The sequence below is a fragment of the Shimia sp. genome (genome assembly GCF_039969785.1).
GTDB lineage: Bacteria > Pseudomonadota > Alphaproteobacteria > Rhodobacterales > Rhodobacteraceae > Shimia.
Genome location: NZ_JBDVNC010000013.1, coordinates 102,845 through 118,545 on the forward strand (window position 1 = coordinate 102,845; position 15,701 = coordinate 118,545).

At 55.9% G+C, this 15,701-nt stretch carries 18 protein-coding genes; 9 read left to right on the forward strand and 9 right to left on the reverse strand.

The window, feature by feature from the left end; all coding sequences use genetic code 11:
- Positions 1–8: 8 nt before the first annotated feature.
- The 6 genes from ABJI08_RS05605 to ABJI08_RS05630 all read left to right on the forward strand — a co-directional run bounded on the left by ABJI08_RS05605 (position 9) and on the right by ABJI08_RS05630 (position 4,727).
- Positions 9–905 carry a LysR family transcriptional regulator gene (locus tag ABJI08_RS05605; protein ID WP_348400839.1) on the forward strand — a complete coding sequence of 299 codons (897 nt, stop codon included), beginning with the start codon at positions 9–11 and terminating at the stop codon, positions 903–905.
- 60 nt (positions 906–965) lie between these two features.
- Positions 966–1,400: a CBS domain-containing protein gene (locus ABJI08_RS05610; protein WP_348400840.1), complete on the forward strand. Its 435-nt coding sequence runs from the start codon at positions 966–968 to the stop codon at positions 1,398–1,400.
- Positions 1,401–1,507: 107 nt separating this feature from the next.
- The gene (gene coaD, locus ABJI08_RS05615; protein WP_348400841.1) at positions 1,508–2,005 is read left to right on the forward strand and encodes a pantetheine-phosphate adenylyltransferase; all 498 of its coding nucleotides are present in this window, start codon (positions 1,508–1,510) and stop codon (positions 2,003–2,005) included.
- A gap of 322 nt (positions 2,006–2,327) precedes the next feature.
- Complete coding sequence (locus ABJI08_RS05620) at positions 2,328–3,296, forward strand: DUF808 domain-containing protein (protein ID WP_348400842.1); 969 nt, start codon at positions 2,328–2,330, stop codon at positions 3,294–3,296.
- 49 nt (positions 3,297–3,345) lie between these two features.
- Positions 3,346–3,603, forward strand: coding sequence for a DUF3302 domain-containing protein (locus tag ABJI08_RS05625; RefSeq protein WP_348400843.1), 258 nt, complete (start codon positions 3,346–3,348; stop codon positions 3,601–3,603).
- Positions 3,600–4,727 carry a biotin/lipoyl-binding protein gene (locus ABJI08_RS05630; protein ID WP_348400844.1) on the forward strand — a complete coding sequence of 376 codons (1,128 nt, stop codon included), beginning with the start codon at positions 3,600–3,602 and terminating at the stop codon, positions 4,725–4,727. Before ABJI08_RS05625 ends, ABJI08_RS05630 begins: the two co-directional genes overlap by 4 nt.
- A 79-nt stretch (positions 4,728–4,806) precedes the next feature.
- Here ABJI08_RS05630 and tkt read toward each other — a convergent pair whose 3' ends face one another.
- Entirely contained in the window at positions 4,807–6,825 is a 2,019-nt protein-coding gene (gene tkt, locus ABJI08_RS05635) for a transketolase (RefSeq protein WP_348400845.1), read from the reverse strand.
- 221 nt (positions 6,826–7,046) lie between these two features.
- On the opposite strand from tkt, the gene ABJI08_RS05640 reads away from it, so the two are divergent.
- The 3 genes from ABJI08_RS05640 to ABJI08_RS05650 all read left to right on the forward strand — a co-directional run bounded on the left by ABJI08_RS05640 (position 7,047) and on the right by ABJI08_RS05650 (position 8,855).
- Positions 7,047–7,802, forward strand: coding sequence for a hypothetical protein (locus ABJI08_RS05640; protein WP_348400846.1), 756 nt, complete (start codon positions 7,047–7,049; stop codon positions 7,800–7,802).
- On the forward strand, positions 7,802–8,197 hold the full coding sequence (locus tag ABJI08_RS05645) for a cell division protein ZapA (RefSeq protein ID WP_348400847.1): 396 nt from the start codon (positions 7,802–7,804) through the stop codon (positions 8,195–8,197). The genes ABJI08_RS05640 and ABJI08_RS05645 overlap by 1 nt, the downstream gene beginning before the upstream one ends.
- 124 nt (positions 8,198–8,321) lie before the next feature.
- Entirely contained in the window at positions 8,322–8,855 is a 534-nt protein-coding gene (locus ABJI08_RS05650; RefSeq protein WP_348400848.1) for a cytochrome b, read from the forward strand.
- Positions 8,856–8,921: 66 nt separating this feature from the next.
- Here the strand turns inward: ABJI08_RS05650 and grxD are convergent, their stop codons facing one another.
- From grxD to ABJI08_RS05690, 8 genes are all read right to left on the reverse strand, one after another.
- The gene (gene grxD, locus ABJI08_RS05655; protein WP_348400849.1) at positions 8,922–9,284 is read right to left on the reverse strand and encodes a Grx4 family monothiol glutaredoxin; all 363 of its coding nucleotides are present in this window, start codon (positions 9,282–9,284) and stop codon (positions 8,922–8,924) included.
- Positions 9,285–9,513: 229 nt separating this feature from the next.
- A complete protein-coding gene (locus ABJI08_RS05660; protein WP_348400850.1) occupies positions 9,514–9,744 on the reverse strand; it encodes a BolA/IbaG family iron-sulfur metabolism protein in 231 nt (76 codons plus the stop codon).
- Positions 9,745–9,815: 71 nt separating this feature from the next.
- On the reverse strand, positions 9,816–10,298 hold the full coding sequence (locus tag ABJI08_RS05665; RefSeq protein WP_348400851.1) for a GNAT family protein: 483 nt from the start codon (positions 10,296–10,298) through the stop codon (positions 9,816–9,818).
- On the reverse strand, positions 10,295–10,951 hold the full coding sequence (locus ABJI08_RS05670; protein ID WP_348400852.1) for an ureidoglycolate lyase: 657 nt from the start codon (positions 10,949–10,951) through the stop codon (positions 10,295–10,297). Before ABJI08_RS05670 ends, ABJI08_RS05665 begins: the two co-directional genes overlap by 4 nt.
- 325 nt (positions 10,952–11,276) lie before the next feature.
- Positions 11,277–11,960, reverse strand: coding sequence for an ATP-binding cassette domain-containing protein (locus ABJI08_RS05675; protein WP_348400853.1), 684 nt, complete (start codon positions 11,958–11,960; stop codon positions 11,277–11,279).
- Complete coding sequence (locus tag ABJI08_RS05680; protein WP_348400854.1) at positions 11,957–13,702, reverse strand: ATP-binding cassette domain-containing protein; 1,746 nt, start codon at positions 13,700–13,702, stop codon at positions 11,957–11,959. Before ABJI08_RS05680 ends, ABJI08_RS05675 begins: the two co-directional genes overlap by 4 nt.
- A complete protein-coding gene (locus ABJI08_RS05685; RefSeq protein ID WP_348400855.1) occupies positions 13,677–14,525 on the reverse strand; it encodes a branched-chain amino acid ABC transporter permease in 849 nt (282 codons plus the stop codon). The genes ABJI08_RS05680 and ABJI08_RS05685 overlap by 26 nt, the downstream gene beginning before the upstream one ends.
- Before the next feature lie 10 nt (positions 14,526–14,535).
- Positions 14,536–15,684 carry a substrate-binding domain-containing protein gene (locus tag ABJI08_RS05690; RefSeq protein WP_348400856.1) on the reverse strand — a complete coding sequence of 383 codons (1,149 nt, stop codon included), beginning with the start codon at positions 15,682–15,684 and terminating at the stop codon, positions 14,536–14,538.
- Between the last annotated feature and the right edge of the window lie 17 nt (positions 15,685–15,701).

A 15,701-nucleotide genomic window follows, 5' to 3' on the forward strand; every position in this document is an offset into this window, starting at 1 on the left:
GGGGCGACATGGATCCACAATGGGACGACTTGCGGGTATTTCTGGCAGTGGCACGCGAAGAAAGTCTTTCGGCGGCAGGACGTCGATTACATGTGGACCCGGCGACAGTGGGTCGCCGCGTGGCCCGGTTGGAAACATCCTATGAAACGCCTTTGTTTGTTAAATCACCAACTGGATATGCGTTGACTGATGCTGGGCAACGATTGATGTCTCATGCGATGCGTATCGAACAATCGCTGGAGGAAGCCGCCGAAGATATGGTTGGACAATCTTCGGGATTGTCGGGCCAGATCAGGATTGGGGCGCCTGATGGTGCAGCCAACTACCTTTTGCCGCAGGTGTGTGCGAAAATCGCGCAGGATAACCCGGATTTGGAGATTCAGATTGTGGCTTTGCCGCGTCTGGTAAACTTGTCCAAACGAGAAGCAGATCTTGTGGTGGCAGTCAGCCCGCCAACTGCCGGGCGTCTGACAGTTCAAAAAATCACGGACTACAAACTGCATCTCGCGGCTGCGCGCTGGTATCTAAGGCAGAATCCGCCGATCGAAACGTTGGACGATTTAAAACACCATATGGTAGTTGGATACATTCCAGACATGATTTTTGATAAGGAATTGGACTACTTACAGGAAACCGGGGTACAACGTGTCCGGCTGGCCTCAAATTCAGCTTCGGTTCAGTTTAACTGGATCCGGCGCGGGTTCGGGGTCGGGATTGTGCATGACTTTGCCATTCCGTCAGGCAAGGCGATACTGAAGGTCTTACCGGAGCAGATTTCGCTGACGCGGAGCTTCTATTTGATCCGGCATTCAGATGATCGGCGCCTTGAGCGGATGAACAAGTTTGCCGAGGCTTTGTGCGATGGCCTGCGTCAGGAAGTCGCTCGACTGGAATCACAAACTTGACAAGACCGATTCTTACAGCAACGCTTGATTTTATGGAATTAATTTACGGGAGGTCCGCCAATGCTAGTTAGCCAGATTCTCAAATCGAAAGGTTCTGAGGGCGTTTTGACTGTCACACCAGAAACATTGGTGTCAGAGGCGGCGAAAATTCTGGCCGAAAAGGGCATAGGAACCGTGATGGTGTCCGTTGATGGCGAAGTGCCCGCTGGTATTCTTTCGGAGCGTGATATTGTTCGGGAACTGGCACGGTCAGGATCTGGATGCCTGAAAGATTCGGTGGAAACCTACATGACATCCAATCTGGTGACATGCGGGCGCAACGACGATGCTGTTGAGGTTCTGGAAAAGATGACCCAGGGCCGGTTCCGACACATGCCTGTACTGGAAGATGGCAAGCTGGTTGGCCTTGTTTCATTGGGGGATGCGGTCAAGGCTCGTCTGAGTGAACTGGCCATGGAGAAAGATGCCCTGCAGGGCATGATCATGGGGCACTGACACGCAGGTGTGACCTGTTGTCTTTTGGGTCATTTGCGGCGTGATGACGTCTTGCAATTAGCGGCGCAATAATGTTGCGTGCAGGCGAGCAATCTCGGAGCTTTGGAATGCGGACAGCGTTGTATCCCGGCACATTTGACCCAATCACTCTTGGGCATGTTGATATTATCCGACGAGCCACTGTTTTGGTGGATCGGTTGGTGATCGGTGTGGCCATTAACCGGGACAAGGGCCCGCTTTTCTCACTGGAGGAGCGGGTGGCCATGATCGAGGCCGAATGCGCAAAGCTGTCAGAAGAGACCGACACAGAGATTACGGCACACCCGTTTGAGAACCTGCTGATCGATTGTGCGCATGATGTCGGAGCACAGCTTATTGTGCGTGGATTGCGCGCGGTCACTGATTTTGAGTATGAGTATCAGATGGTTGGCATGAACCGCGCCTTGGATGCGAGCGTGGAAACTGTGTTTCTGATGGCGGATCTTCAGCATCAGGCAATTGCATCGAAACTGGTCAAAGAGATAGCCCGACTTGGGGGGGACGTGTCCAAATTTGTCACCCCTCCGGTCAATGACGCGCTCAAGGAGCGCCTGTCGGTCGGCTGACACATCGGGTTCGTGATCGCGCAGATATCTGATTGTTCTGTGGTGTGAGTGATCGGCCCGGGTCTGTCTTTTGGTCATGTTCCGGGCGCGGCTTCGTTTTTGCATGGACTTGGCTGCCCAAAAGTTAACCATCTGAATTTTATGACAAACGCGGTTTCGGCATAACATCTGCAATGCGTCGGTATCGCGTCGGTGTAAGTGTGGCAGATTGGTCGGATTACGGCGTCGCGCGCCCGGCCGGGCAGGCAACGGCTGGAAGAGCCTTGCAAGGTCGCGCAGTGCGGGTCAGTTTGTGGTCAATGAGCGGACAGAGGGGCAGAATATGAGCGGTTTGCTGGCATTGCTGGATGACGTGGCAGGGATTGCCAAAGTGGCGGCGGCGTCGATTGACGATGTGGCGGTCGGCGCGGCCAAGGCCAGCGCCAAGGCCGCCGGCGCGGTGATCGATGACGCGGCGGTGACGCCAAAATACGTGCATGGTTTTGAGGCCAAACGTGAACTGCCGATTATCTGGAAGATTGCCAAAGGCTCGATCAAGAACAAACTGATTATTCTGCTGCCAGCCGCGTTGCTGCTTGCGAACTTTGCACCGTGGTTGATTTCGCCCTTATTGATGTTGGGTGGCGCTTATCTGTGTTTCGAGGGTGCCGAGAAAATCTATCATGTGCTGTTCCCGCATGGCCCACAGCACGAGATCGACAGCGAGGAACAGGGCGACCCTGCGCATCTGGAAGAGAAAAAGGCGGCGGGGGCGATCAAGACCGATTTTATTCTGTCAGCAGAGATTATGACAATTATCCTGTCGGGTATTCCTGATACCAATTTCTGGATGGAAGCGGCGACATTGGCGGTGGCTGGTGTAGGGATCACGGTTGCGGTCTATGGCTCTGTTGCGCTGATCGTCAAGATGGATGATGTCGGATTGGCGATGTATGCCAATGGTGATCTGTCGCTAACCCGTTTCATCGGGCGCGGTCTTGTGCGCGGGATGCCATATTTTATGAAATTTCTGACAATTGTCGGAACTGCTGCGATGCTGTGGGTCGGTGGTTCGATTGTCATTCACGGTATGGAAGAGCTGGGTTTTGGCTGGCTAGGCCATCTTATTCACGACTGGGCCGCGATTGCGGGCCATATGGTGCCCGAAGCGTGGGTTGGGTTTGTGGAATGGACCGCCAAAGCCGCTATGGACGGAGTGTTTGGCGTGGCTCTGGGGCTGTGTCTGATCCCGGTGGCAACCGGGGTGATCGGCCCGTTGTTAGGTTTGTTTAGCAAGGATGACGCACAATAAGTATATTTTCAGAGTGCGCGGCGTATTTTAGCAAGAAGAGGGGAGTGACATGAGTGGGTTGGATATTTTCGCCTGGGTTGTACTGATCGTTTTGATCTTTACCGTGATTGGTATCTTTGTGTTTCTGGCGATGTTGCCGGGGCGGATTGCAAAAGGCCGCAATCATCCTCAATCCGAAGCTGTGAACGTCGCAGGCTGGCTTGGCGCGCTTGCGTTAGGCGTTTTTTGGCCTTTGGCGTTGGTGTGGGCTTTCTATGTGTACCCGGGGCAGAAGCTTGCGATTGAGCCAGAGGGGAATGCAGCATGATCATTTTTCTCGCGCTTATTTATGTCGCAGTTTTGTATGTATTGATCAGGGCAAAGATATTACCCGATAGCAAAGTAACATGGGCCAGCACTGGGGTCTGGATCGTGTTGTTGCTAATTTTCCTATTTATTCCAATGCAATGGGGGGCGCCGTCGGGCCCGGCGCGGGTTTTGACACGGGTTGTACAAGTGGTGCCGAATGTATCCGGGCAGGTGATTGAGATCGCGGCGGAACCGAATGTGCCAATGCAACAGGGCGATGTATTGTTTCGCATCGACCCGGTGCCGTTTCAACAGGCTGTTGATATTGCGCAAGCTACGCTGGTGCAAACACAAGCGCGCGCGAAACAGGATCAGGATTCTTTGAAGACGGCCGAAGCCGGGTTGCGTCAGGCCGTTGCACAAGTGACGCTGGCGCAGTCGCGGTTTGACGACGACCAAAAGCTGGTGGATAGCGGCGTCTATTCCGAAAACCGTCTGGAGCGGCGTCAGAGCGATCTGGATCAGGCGCAGGCTGGTGTCGAATCGGCAGAGGCGTCGGTTCGGTTGGCGGAAACGGAATTGGGTGCGGTGATGCCTGACGGTAAGATTGCAAAGGTTGCCGAAGCGGAATCTCGGTTGGAACAAGCGGAATGGGACTTGGAGCAGACTGTCGTGCGTGCTCCGGGCGATGGGTATGCGACCAATATGGCGCTTGCTGTGGGGCAAAGGGTGGTCAACCTGCCATTGGCGCCATCCATGGCGTTTGTCGATACGTCAGAGTCCACCGCAGTTGCACAGATTCACCAGATTTACCTTCGCCATATTGAACCAGGTCAACAAGTTGAAATTGCAATGAAAACACGACCTGGTGAATTGATAATGGCGACAGTGGATCAGCTGGTTCCGGCAGTTTCAGGTGGGCAGGCACAAGTCTCAGGCGCAATTGCGGGATCGCAACAATATGGCGCGGAACCGTTTATGGTTCGGCTAACGCCAGTGCATCCTGAGGACACCGCGTTTCTAAGGCCCGGCGCTGTGGGAACGGTTGCGATCTATACCGAAAGCGCGGGTGCGACCCATATTATTCGCAAGGTGATGATGCGCATGTCGGCCATTCTGAACTACCTCAATCCTGCTCTGTAATCGTGTGACCGCATGAACAGGCAAAGAAAAAGGGGCGTCCGATTGGGCGCCCCTTGAATTTTTAAGTGGTTCGGTTTGCTCAGAGCAGGGCCTTGACCTTGTCCGCCACGTTTTGTGCGGTGATGCCGAATTTTTCGAACAATTCACCAGCAGGGGCAGAAGCGCCAAAGCGGTCCATGCCGACAAAGTCGGATTTTCCGGGCTTGGCGCGTTCGCCCAACAGCCACTGATCCCAGCCCTGACGTACTGCCGCTTCGATACCGACGCGCACGGCGGACCCTGCGGGCAACACCTTGCGGCGATAGGTTTCGTCCTGTTCTGCAAACAGTTCCATGCAAGGCATAGAAACCACACGTGTGCCGATGCCTTCGGCCTCAAGCAAGGCTTTGGCGTCCATCGCGAGGGACACTTCGGACCCGGTGGCGATCAGGATGGCCTGACGTTTGGCGTCTGCCTCGGCCAGTACATAGGCGCCTTTTGTGGTTAGGTTGGCCAGTTTGTGGTCGGTGCGCACAGTTGGCAGGTTCTGACGGGTCAGCGCCAGAACAGAGGGTGTTTCCTTGGCCGTTAGCGCGATTTCCCATGCCTCGGCCGTTTCCACGGTGTCCGCAGGACGGAACACATAGGTGTTGGGGGTCGCGCGGCAAATCGCCAGATGTTCCACAGGCTGGTGCGTCGGGCCGTCTTCGCCAACACCAATCGAGTCGTGGGTCATCACAAACACAGTTGGAATTTTAGAAAGTGCCGCCAGACGCATAGCCGGACGGGCATAGTCGGTGAAGCAGAAGAACGTTCCGCCATAGGGACGTATGCCGCCATGCAGCGCCATGCCGTTCATCGCAGATGCCATACCGTGTTCGCGGATACCCCAATAGATATATCGGCCCTTGCGGTTATCGGTATCAAACACGCCCATATCGTTGGTTTTGGTATTGTTCGACCCGGTGAGATCTGCAGAGCCACCAACGGTTTCCGGCATAACCGGGTTGATCGCAGCCAGTGTCATTTCCGACGACTTGCGTGTGGCAATCGAGGGCTGGTCTTCTGAAATCTGCTTTTTCAGAGCTTTGACAACCGCCGAAAGCTTTTTAGGAGCGTCCAGCGCATAGGCGCGGTTGAACCGGTCCTGTTTTTGCTTGGAAGCCTCGGCAAAACGACCTTCCCATGCTTCGCGATCGGCGGCACCGCGTGCCCCGATGGCTTCCCATTGCGCTTTGACATCGGCAGGAACGTCAAATGCACCACCGGGCCAGCCGTAAGCCGCCTTGGCCGCGGCCAGTTGATCGGCGTCCGTCAGTGCGCCGTGACCCTTGGAGGTGTCCTGAGCCGCATGGCCGATGGCGATATGCGTTTTGCAGGCGATCATCGAAGGTTTTTTGGTCTTCTTGGCAGCTTCAATCGCGGCGTCGATGGCCTCGGGGTCGTGGCCATCGATTTCCTGAACATGCCAGCCGGACGCTTTGAAGCGTTTGACCTGATCGGTGCGGTCAGACAGCTCGACCGTGCCATCGATGGTGATGTTGTTGTTGTCCCAGAACACGATGAGATTGCCCAGGGCATGACGCCCGGCAAGCCCGATGGCTTCCTGGCTGATGCCTTCCATCAGGCAGCCGTCGCCTGCGATGGCATAGGTGTAGTGATCCACGATCTTGCGGCCATACTGGGCGCGCTGCATCTCTTCTGCCATGGCGAAGCCAACGGCGTTGGCGATGCCCTGACCCAGAGGTCCGGTGGTGGTTTCGACGGCGTCGATCAGAAAATTCTCGGGATGGCCCGCGGTCAGCGCGCCCATCTGGCGGAAATTCTTAACCTGATCCAGCGTGACCTGCTTGTCGCCCATCAGATAGAGCAGCGAATAGATCAGCATGGAGCCGTGACCAGCTGAAAGAATAAAGCGGTCGCGGTCGGGCCAGCCTGGGTTGGCCACATCAAATTTCATGTGCTTGCCAAACAGCACAGTTGCCACATCGGCCATGCCCATGGGCATGCCGGAGTGTCCGGATTTGGCAGCGGCAACCGCGTCCAGCGTCAGGGCGCGGATGGCTGTGGCCTTCATCCAATGATTGGGGTTGTTTTCACGGAGCGCAGCGATGTCCACTGGGTTCGTTCCTTTACTTGGAAAAACGGGTCGGATGCTCAATAACACCCATGGATTAAAGTGCAAGCCACGAGGCAATATGGCTGTGTATATGGGGGCGCAATTTCCCGGCCCATTGGCTAATATCGGGAAAAGCCTGACAGGAGCCGATTCGCGGCGCATTTGCGATGGGACGCAAAATGTGCGTATCCGGCACCAAAAAGAATGAAGGACGAGGCAAAATGAGTGAAATCAGCGATCTTGAAAACAGGATCAGTGCTGCGATGGACCGGATCGGTCGCGGGCTGGAAACAGTTGCCAATGCCCCGGTTTCCGGAGGCGAGGCTGGTGAAGACGCGGAACGGCTGGAACGGGCGCTGGAAGATGAAAAGCTGGCAGGTGCCCAGCTAGAGGAGCGCGTGCGCGCGTTGTCCGAGCGTGTTGAAACGCTGGAAACAGAATTAAGCAGCGCCAATGCCGCAACTGAGGCGGCGCAAGGTGCGCTGGCCGAGGTCGAAGCCGCGCGTGATGCAGCCCAGAGTGCACAGGCCGAAGCCGAAACCCAGCGCGACGCAGCCGAAACCCAGCGCGAAGCGGCGGAAGCCCAGCGTGATGCGGCTGAAAGCGCCAAAGCGGACGCGGAAAGCGGATTGGCAGCGGCACAGAGTGCGGCGGCTGAAGTGGTGCCTGCAGCGTCGGATGCCGATATTGCCGCCAGCCGAGTTGCAATGGATGAGCTGACGCAGCGACTGCGCCGGATGCGCCGGTTGAGCCGCAACATTCGTGAGAACAATCAAAAGCTGCGCGAGGCCGCTGAAAAAGGCGTGACCGACCCAGCCTTAATCAATGCGTCGCTGCGCAGTGAGCTGGAAACCGTGAATGCTTTGCGTGAAACCGACGCATTGGAAACGGACGCCATTCTTTCAGGATTGCGCCCAATGCTGGTCGGGCAGGCGGCGCCGACATCCGAAGATGCCAATCCGATGGGAGATGCATAATGCCAGAAGTCGAAATTGAAATCGGTGGCCGCGTGTTTGAAGTGGCTTGTCAGGATGGCGAACAGCATTTTCTTCAGTCCGCGGCGCGGATGCTGGATGATGAGGCCAAAGTGCTGGCCGCTCAGACCGGGCGCATTCCCGAAGCACGTATGTTGCTGATGGCCGGGTTGATGCTGGCTGACAAAACTGCGGGTGCCGAGGATAAGCTGCGCGAAGTTGAAGCAAAGCTGGTGGCGCAGGAAAGAGAGCTGGAGGCGCTGCGCAATGCGCCCGCCCCGGAGCCTCAGAAAATCGAAGTGCCGACCATTCCCACCGAGGTACACGAGACTTTGGCCGAACTGGCCGCGCGCGCCGAGGCATTGGCGGCTGAGGTTGAGGAAAAAATCGCCGGGTGAACTATGCCGGGTCAAGATGTGAAACCGGGCCCCGTGGGCCCGGTTTTTTTGTGCGTTGTGCGACGGAAGTCGCGGCGTCCTGCGTTATATTCCTGAAGCGAGATGTTTTATCAAGGAGTTGACCATGACCGGAGTGGGTACAGCGTATGACCGTGTTTCACGGATCAATCATTGGGTTGTTGCATTATTGATGATCGGGATGCTGATCCTGGGGATCTATGTCTTTAAGGTATTGCCGCGCGGGCCCGACAAAGGTGCGCTGATTGGATTGCACAAGTCGATTGGCTTACTGGTTCTGGTGCTGGGATCGTGGCGCGTGGCGTGGCGGTTGAAACAGGGGTTTCTGGCGGCTTTGCACAGCGGTTGGCAGGAAAAGCTGGCGAACCTGGTGCATTGGGTTTTGTTGGCGGGCATTGTTGTGATGCCGTTGTCTGGACTGGCAGGCAGTTATTTTGGCGGGCGGGCGACCGGGTTTTTCGGCCTGTTTACCATTCCGGCCGGGCCAAAGATCGGGTGGATCGACTCGCTGGCGCATGGCGTGCATGGCGCGTTTGCTATGATAATGATCGCGGCCATACTGTTGCATGTGTTGGGCGCGCTGAAACACGCGCTGATCGATCGGGACGCCACAAAGGCGCGCATGACGGGACGGGGGTGATCGTTTAAACAGCAAAGCCCCGGAGGATATCCGGGGCTTTGAGATTTAACATCCCGGTGGGATGGATCAGGCGTTGGATTCGCGAATGCGATCTGCGGCTTCTTTGTCAAAACCGACGCCGTTGTCTTCGAGCAGCGTATCAAGTTCGCCTGACAGCGTCATTTCGGTGATGATGTCACAGCCACCGACAAATTCGCCTTTGACATAGAGCTGGGGAATAGTGGGCCAGTCGGAATAGTCTTTGATGCCCTGACGAATTTCATCGTCGGCCAGCACATTCACGTCCGAGAAATCGATGCCCATATAGTTCAGGACGCCGGCCACACGGCTGGAAAAGCCGCACTGGGGCATGTCCTTGGTGCCTTTCATATACAGCACCACATCGTTGGCTTTGATGATCTCATCGATCCGGGTTTTTGCGTCGCTCATTGTCAGCTGTTCCTTTCAGGGACGCGCCCTCTCTGGCGCTCTTCGTCCTCCAGTATGTCCTGAAGGAGCGATGTGTCGGTTGCTACTTGTCCCGGTGCCCGGCTAGAGACCCTTTTGGGTTTGCTGTGGGCAAGGGGGCGTGTGTTCTGGCCTTTGACATAGGCTTCCACTATGGCGGCGGCAACCACCAACAGGATTAATACACCTACAATCAAAAGCGCGGTGTTCATCAGTCAGGCGCTTTGGTGGTCAGGGCCAGCGCGTGCAGATCGCCGCTGTCGATGGCGGATTTCACAGTGGCATTCACCGCGCGCTGCTGGGCCACGCGCGATTTGCCGCGAAAGCTCTCGTCGATAACTTCGGCCGAGAAATGCGCGCCGTCATCGCCCATGACGGTGATTTTGGCATCTGGAAATCCTGTTCGGATCAGGGTTTCAATATCAGAAGCGAGAATGGCCATGCACGTTTTCCTTGTTGGTTGTTGACCTGAATTTAGGGGCGCGCGCGCAGAGGTGCAAGGCGATGTCGATGCTATCTGGCGCGCCATTCGTCGCGCAGCAGCCCCAGAACGATCAGGTCCACGATTTCGCCCGTGGGGCGTTTCCAATGTTGGCGCATCCGGCCTTCGCGCACAAAGCCGGTTTTCTCATAGCTGCGGATGGCGCGCGGGTTATCCGGGACAACGTCCAGCCAGATGCGGGATTTGTTGAGATTGTCGAACGCATATGAAACCAGATCACGCAAAAACGCCTGTCCGGCGCCTTTGCCGGTCTGTGCAAGCGCCAGACGGCGCAATTCGCAACGCCCCGCCGGATTGTCGAGCTCACAAAACAGCGCAAAACCCAGAGGGTGATTGTCTTGTTCCCAGATCAGGACCTGCATGTCGGGCGCATCAAGATAGCTTTGCAGGTCAGCGTCCGGCACATCATCAATATAGAGCCGGTATTCGGGGATACCGGCAACCGCGTGGATAAACGGAAAATCTGCCGGAGTGGCCAGGCGCAGGTGTGTCATGGGGTTTCCGGCAGCGGAACAGAAAGATAAACACCGAATTCCTGACCGATATCGGCGCTGACACGGGCGTGCACGCGGCCTTGGCGGTCTGAAAAGCGCTGCGAGTCATGCACCGGGAATATGCCCTCGTGCCAGATGCCGGGGTGAATATAGAGCCCGCGCGTGCCGTCACACCAGAACGCGATGACCTTGTCCGGGTTCAAATCGTCGCCGGGCAGTGCGACCGGCACCACAAACGGTTTCTTGTCCAGCGGAAAGAACAACTGACCGCCATCGGGGTGATAATTCATATGCCAGAGCAGCACCTTGGTGCGCGGTTCGGACTGCGCCTTTGCATCGGCTTTTTGCGGGTCGGTCGACCAGCCCAGAACGTAATGCCCGCCCACAGCCTCGTTGCGCCCATAGAGAATATCGCCCTGCCAGTCGCCAAAGAACGTGCCTTCGACCCAGCCACCTTCGTCACCGGAATCCGGATCAACCGGGCGCCAGCCTTGAGCGGGCCAACGTGTGATTTCAATCTCAAAATTGTCGGGATCGTCGACGAGACAGCCATACCCTTGCATGGTTTCGTCGGTGGCTATGACCAACGGCACCTCGTGCAGGGGCAGGGATGGTTTTTCGCTGGCATCAAAAATGTAAGTGGGCGCGTTCATGACACAGTCCTTTTTCCAGAGCGCGGGGCATGGCACGGCTTAGTTTCACGACAGGACACAGAAAAAAGCAAGTGTTGATCGTTTGGGTTTTGGGGATTGGTTTGGGTTTTTGGGTCGTTCCTAAACGACATCACGCGCCGCAAACGCTGTTTTTCGTGGCGTTGTCGTCTGACAATATGGATCGGAAGCCAGCGCGAAACCCATGGCTGGAATTTGTATGTTTTGTGCTGAATGCCTGTCTTGTAATGAGCCCATACTCACAAATGTTGGGCATTGATCAAGGTGGTAGAATGTACCAAATGCGGACCGTGATCAGTCGGGAAACCTACAAAGACAAAACCGAACTCAGGTCTTCTCTGGTTGTGGTCTGTTTGGTGCCAGTCATCATGATGCGACCCGAGTCCAAACCCAAAAAACAATCGGAAACTTTCGCCAGCATGTTTAGGTTTTGCTCACACAATAAAACGCTCGCGCCTTTGGCCACACGTTCCCTCAGACACTCGGCCATGCGGTCAATGTTCTCTGGCTGAACGCCTTCGGATGGCTCATCCAGAATGATCAGTTGCGTGTCTTCACTCATCGCGCGAACAAACGCCAAGATTTTTCGTTCGCCGCCTGACATGGTGCCTGCAGGCTGCTTTAGACGCTCAGCTAGCCGGGGAAACAGATCAAAATAGCGATCAGGCGGCGTTGCATTGTGGCCGAGATGAAGGTTTTCGTGAACTGTGAGATCGTCAAATACCATGGCTGTTTGGGGCATGTATCCCAGCCCGAGTTTTCTGCGCGCATGCGCGGGCAAATCCCTGATGGGTTGCCCAGCCAAAGTTATCTCGCCCACACTTGATGGGATGCTGCCTTGAACAAGGCGCGCAAGCGTTGTCTTTCCCACGCCGTTTCGCCCCAGCACACCAAGCAGGCTGCCAGCTTCGATTTTGAACGAGATGTCGAACACCACGTTGGTGTCTTGGTATCCTCCGGTCAGGCTTTTGACGTCTAACAGCGCGGTCATTTTGTGCCTCCCGCGTAAACAGCCATTACCTCTGGATTTTGGCGCACATTGTCGTAGGTATCAAAGGTCAGAACTTGCCCCAGATGCAGCACCAGAACCTTGTCAGATATCGCTTCGACAATGCTCATGTCGTGTTCAATGACGATGACGAGACCCTTGGTTGTTGCTTGATAGGTCTGAACAAGGGTGGTCATCAGACCCGTCTCATCCGGTGAAAGACCCGCACATGGTTCATCCAGCAATAACACCGTAGGCTCTGCCGCGACTGTCATCGCGTATTCCAGAAACTGCCTGTGCCCTTGTGGCAAATACTCAACGGGTTCGTTCAGCCCTTTTGCCAAAGGAACTTCTGGATGATCCAACACACCCTTCAGCGCGTCCGATTGCCATTGATAGGTGGAAGATCTGAACAAGTCCGCCAATCGAAGGCGGTTTGCCATCATGGCGATGCTGAGGTTTTCTGCGACGCTCAACGAGAAGAAGACGGACGGCACCTGCCGTTTTCGACCAATACCGCTGTTCAGGGCTTGGTGGGGTGGCTGCGAGTGGATTGCATGCTCACCCAGTGTGATCTGACCACCGGTCACGGCTAGATTGCCCGTTATTGTGTTCAAAGCACTTGTCTTACCCGCGCCATTTGGTCCGATCACACTCACGATACCCACGGAGGGCGTTTCGAATGAAACACCATTCAGAATCTGGACGACCCCGATTTGCAGATGCACATCTTCAAAGCGTAACGGCACGGGGCTTTTGTCGAAACGGACGGATGGGGCCGCGTGGGCTGGCAGGGTTTCATTTGCGGGTTTTGGCCATATCCGTCGGAACGCAGCCTCTATCAGTTCGGCAATGCCACCTGGTGCTTTCAAAACGACCAGAATGAACAGCACGGCCATCAGCAGTTCCCAATAAGGAAAGCTGTCGCGCAACTCAGCAGATGCCCAGCCAACGACCACAGCGCCGATCAATGGGCCAAGCACATGAAAGCGACCGCCAACGGCCGTCAAAATGACCAGCTCCGCAGACAGGGCAAAACCGGTTGAGGTTGGTGTGACAATCCCTTGATGCGAGGCGAACAAGCCACCGGCAAGTGCTGCGATCATGGCGGAAAAAGCAAAGGCGGCACCCTTGATGACGTGGGTCGGGAACCCCAGCAATTGCATGCGGGGTTCGTTGTCCAAGACCGCTCGGGCAATCAGGTTTACCGGCATCTTGTTCAAGAGGAGTAAAACCAAACTCACCGAGACGGTCGCCGCAACGATCACATAGTAAAACCCACCAAACGGGTCGAGGTTGGCCAGACTGCTAAACCCGCTCATGCCGTTGAACCCGCCGGTCAGTGACGTCGCGGTGCCAGCCACCTGTTCCGCGATCATGACAAGCGCCAGCGTGATCAGTGAAAAATAAGGGCCGCTTTCATTGCGCCCCCGAAAAACGAGCATCGCCAGCACATAAGCAAACCCTGTTATCGCGGCCAAAGCGATGGCGGCAAGGCCAAGGTTCACGATCAGATGCCCTTCGGCGCGCAGCGTGATCGCGGTGAAATATGCGGCAATGCCAAAGAACAAGGATTGGCCAAGCGGCAGCACCCCGGTTTTGCCCCAAAGAAACCCGATACCTTGCGCGGCGATACCATAGATCAAGTACAGCCCGATCTGGTAGGCGACGAAATCTCCGAACAGTTCCGGGACCAAAAGCAGCGCTGCCAAAAGCGCGCTAGCGGGAAGAAGAACGGATACCATTTGGTTTCAGCCACAGAAATAAAATTGAAAGGATGAGAACCGCCAGATACCCGTAGGTCTGGCTTGCGACAGACCCAATGAAAGTCTGCGTTCCCGCAATGATACCCGCGCCGATGCCCAAGCCTTCAAGACTGCCCAATCCGCCAACGACAAGGGCAAAGAAAGACCGGATCAGATAGTCGAGCCCCATCATCGGTTCGATCCGAATTGTCGGGGCCAGCACCAGACCGGCAAGCCCAGCGGTGCAGCACCCAAAGACAAAAGCCCCTGCTGACAGGCGGGCTGTATTGATGCCGACGGCTTGGGCAAGTTCGGGGTTGCCGACCATCGCCTTGATCTGAGTGGCGACCTTTGATCTGGTGTTCCACCAGTAAAGGCAGCCAAACCCCAGAATAATACCGGCGATCACCGCAATGCGGTATGCGGGATAGTCGGCACCGAATAGATTGATGGTTCCGGGAATTGGCGGGGTGACAGATTGATATCCACGGCCAAAGACCAATTCGACGACTTCGCGCAGCAGGATGGCGATGCCCCAAGTGGCGAGCAGACTGTCAAACATCCGCCCATAGAGGTGACGGATAATGGAACGTTCCAAAGCAAATGCAATCAGGCCCACTGTCACCAAACAGATAGGGACTTGTAGCCAGCCGGGCAAACCAAGCGTTGATGTGATGACCGGCGCATAGGCCCCGATCATCACAAATTCACCATGCGCCATGTTCATGATCCGCAGCTTGCCGAACACAATGGCAAGCCCCAAGGCCACCAACGCCAGTGTGCTGATTTGCCAAGCAAGGTTTAGGAACAGAACAGACGACACGGGCGAACGATCAGTTTGCGCAGTTTTCAGAGGACGCAACGTTGTCAAACGACGTGACAACGCTGAACGCGCCACTGCTGCCATCCGCAAGGTAAATCGTCTGCGCCATATGCCGCCCAACCATCGTGTTGTTGCCGCGTGGCGTGCTCCAGGTTGTGCCCTCGGCCGCGGCGTCCATGGCCGCAACGTCCACGCTACCCGCTTTGTTCGCCAAGGCGGCCAATAGCATCAGACCTTCATATGCAGACTGCCCCAGGCCGTTCAGCGCAGGTGCATCCGCGCCAAAAGCCGCCGAATAATCAGCCGCAAATGACGCGGCCGCCTCGGTTTGGATCGACGCAAAATAGCCTGAGGATGAATACAACCGATTGGCATTGCCCGCGCCGATTCCGGCAAGGGTGTTCTCTTCGATCAAGGTGCCCAAGCGGATTGCCTGGTCGTCCAGACCAAAGCCTGCAAAGCCAACATTGAAACCAACGGAGCCGCCCCCAACAAGTGTTACTAACACCGCGTCGGCGCCGCTTTCTTTGATGCGTTGCAGGGATGAGTCGAATTCGCTCACAGTGAAAGGGACATATTCTTCGCCCACGACTTCACCACCCGCATCGGCGATATAGCCCTTGGCCAAAGCGTTCGTGTCGCGCGGCCAATTGTAGTCATGGCCAATCAAATACCATTTGGATACGCCTTCTTTTTCGGCAAGGAATGGAATGACAGGTTCAAGCTGTTGGCTGGGCGTTTCCCCAGTGACATAAAGCCCATCTGCACAAGAGTTTCCCTCGTAGACAGGCGTGTAAACATAAGGCACCTGACCACCAAAACGGCCAATCAGGGCCTCGCGGACGGCGGAATCGTGCATGCCAACAAAGGCCTGCGCCCCTTCACCTTTCCACAGGCGGAGTGCAGATTGTGCGGCTTCTGCCGGTGGCACGCCAACGTCGGCAAACACCAGTTCGATTTGTTCACCGTTAATCCCGCCGTTTGCATTGATCTTTTCAGCAGCCAGCGTCGCAGAGTTACGCGTTGAGGGTCCGAACAGGCCTGCAGGACCGGAATCCGGCACAAGCACGCCAACTTTGATGTCGGCAAAGGCTGTCACCGACCCAAGCGTCAAACTCAAGGCCGCACTGGAAAGCAGAATTGCATTTTTCTTTAGCATAGTTAGTTCCCCTTTGT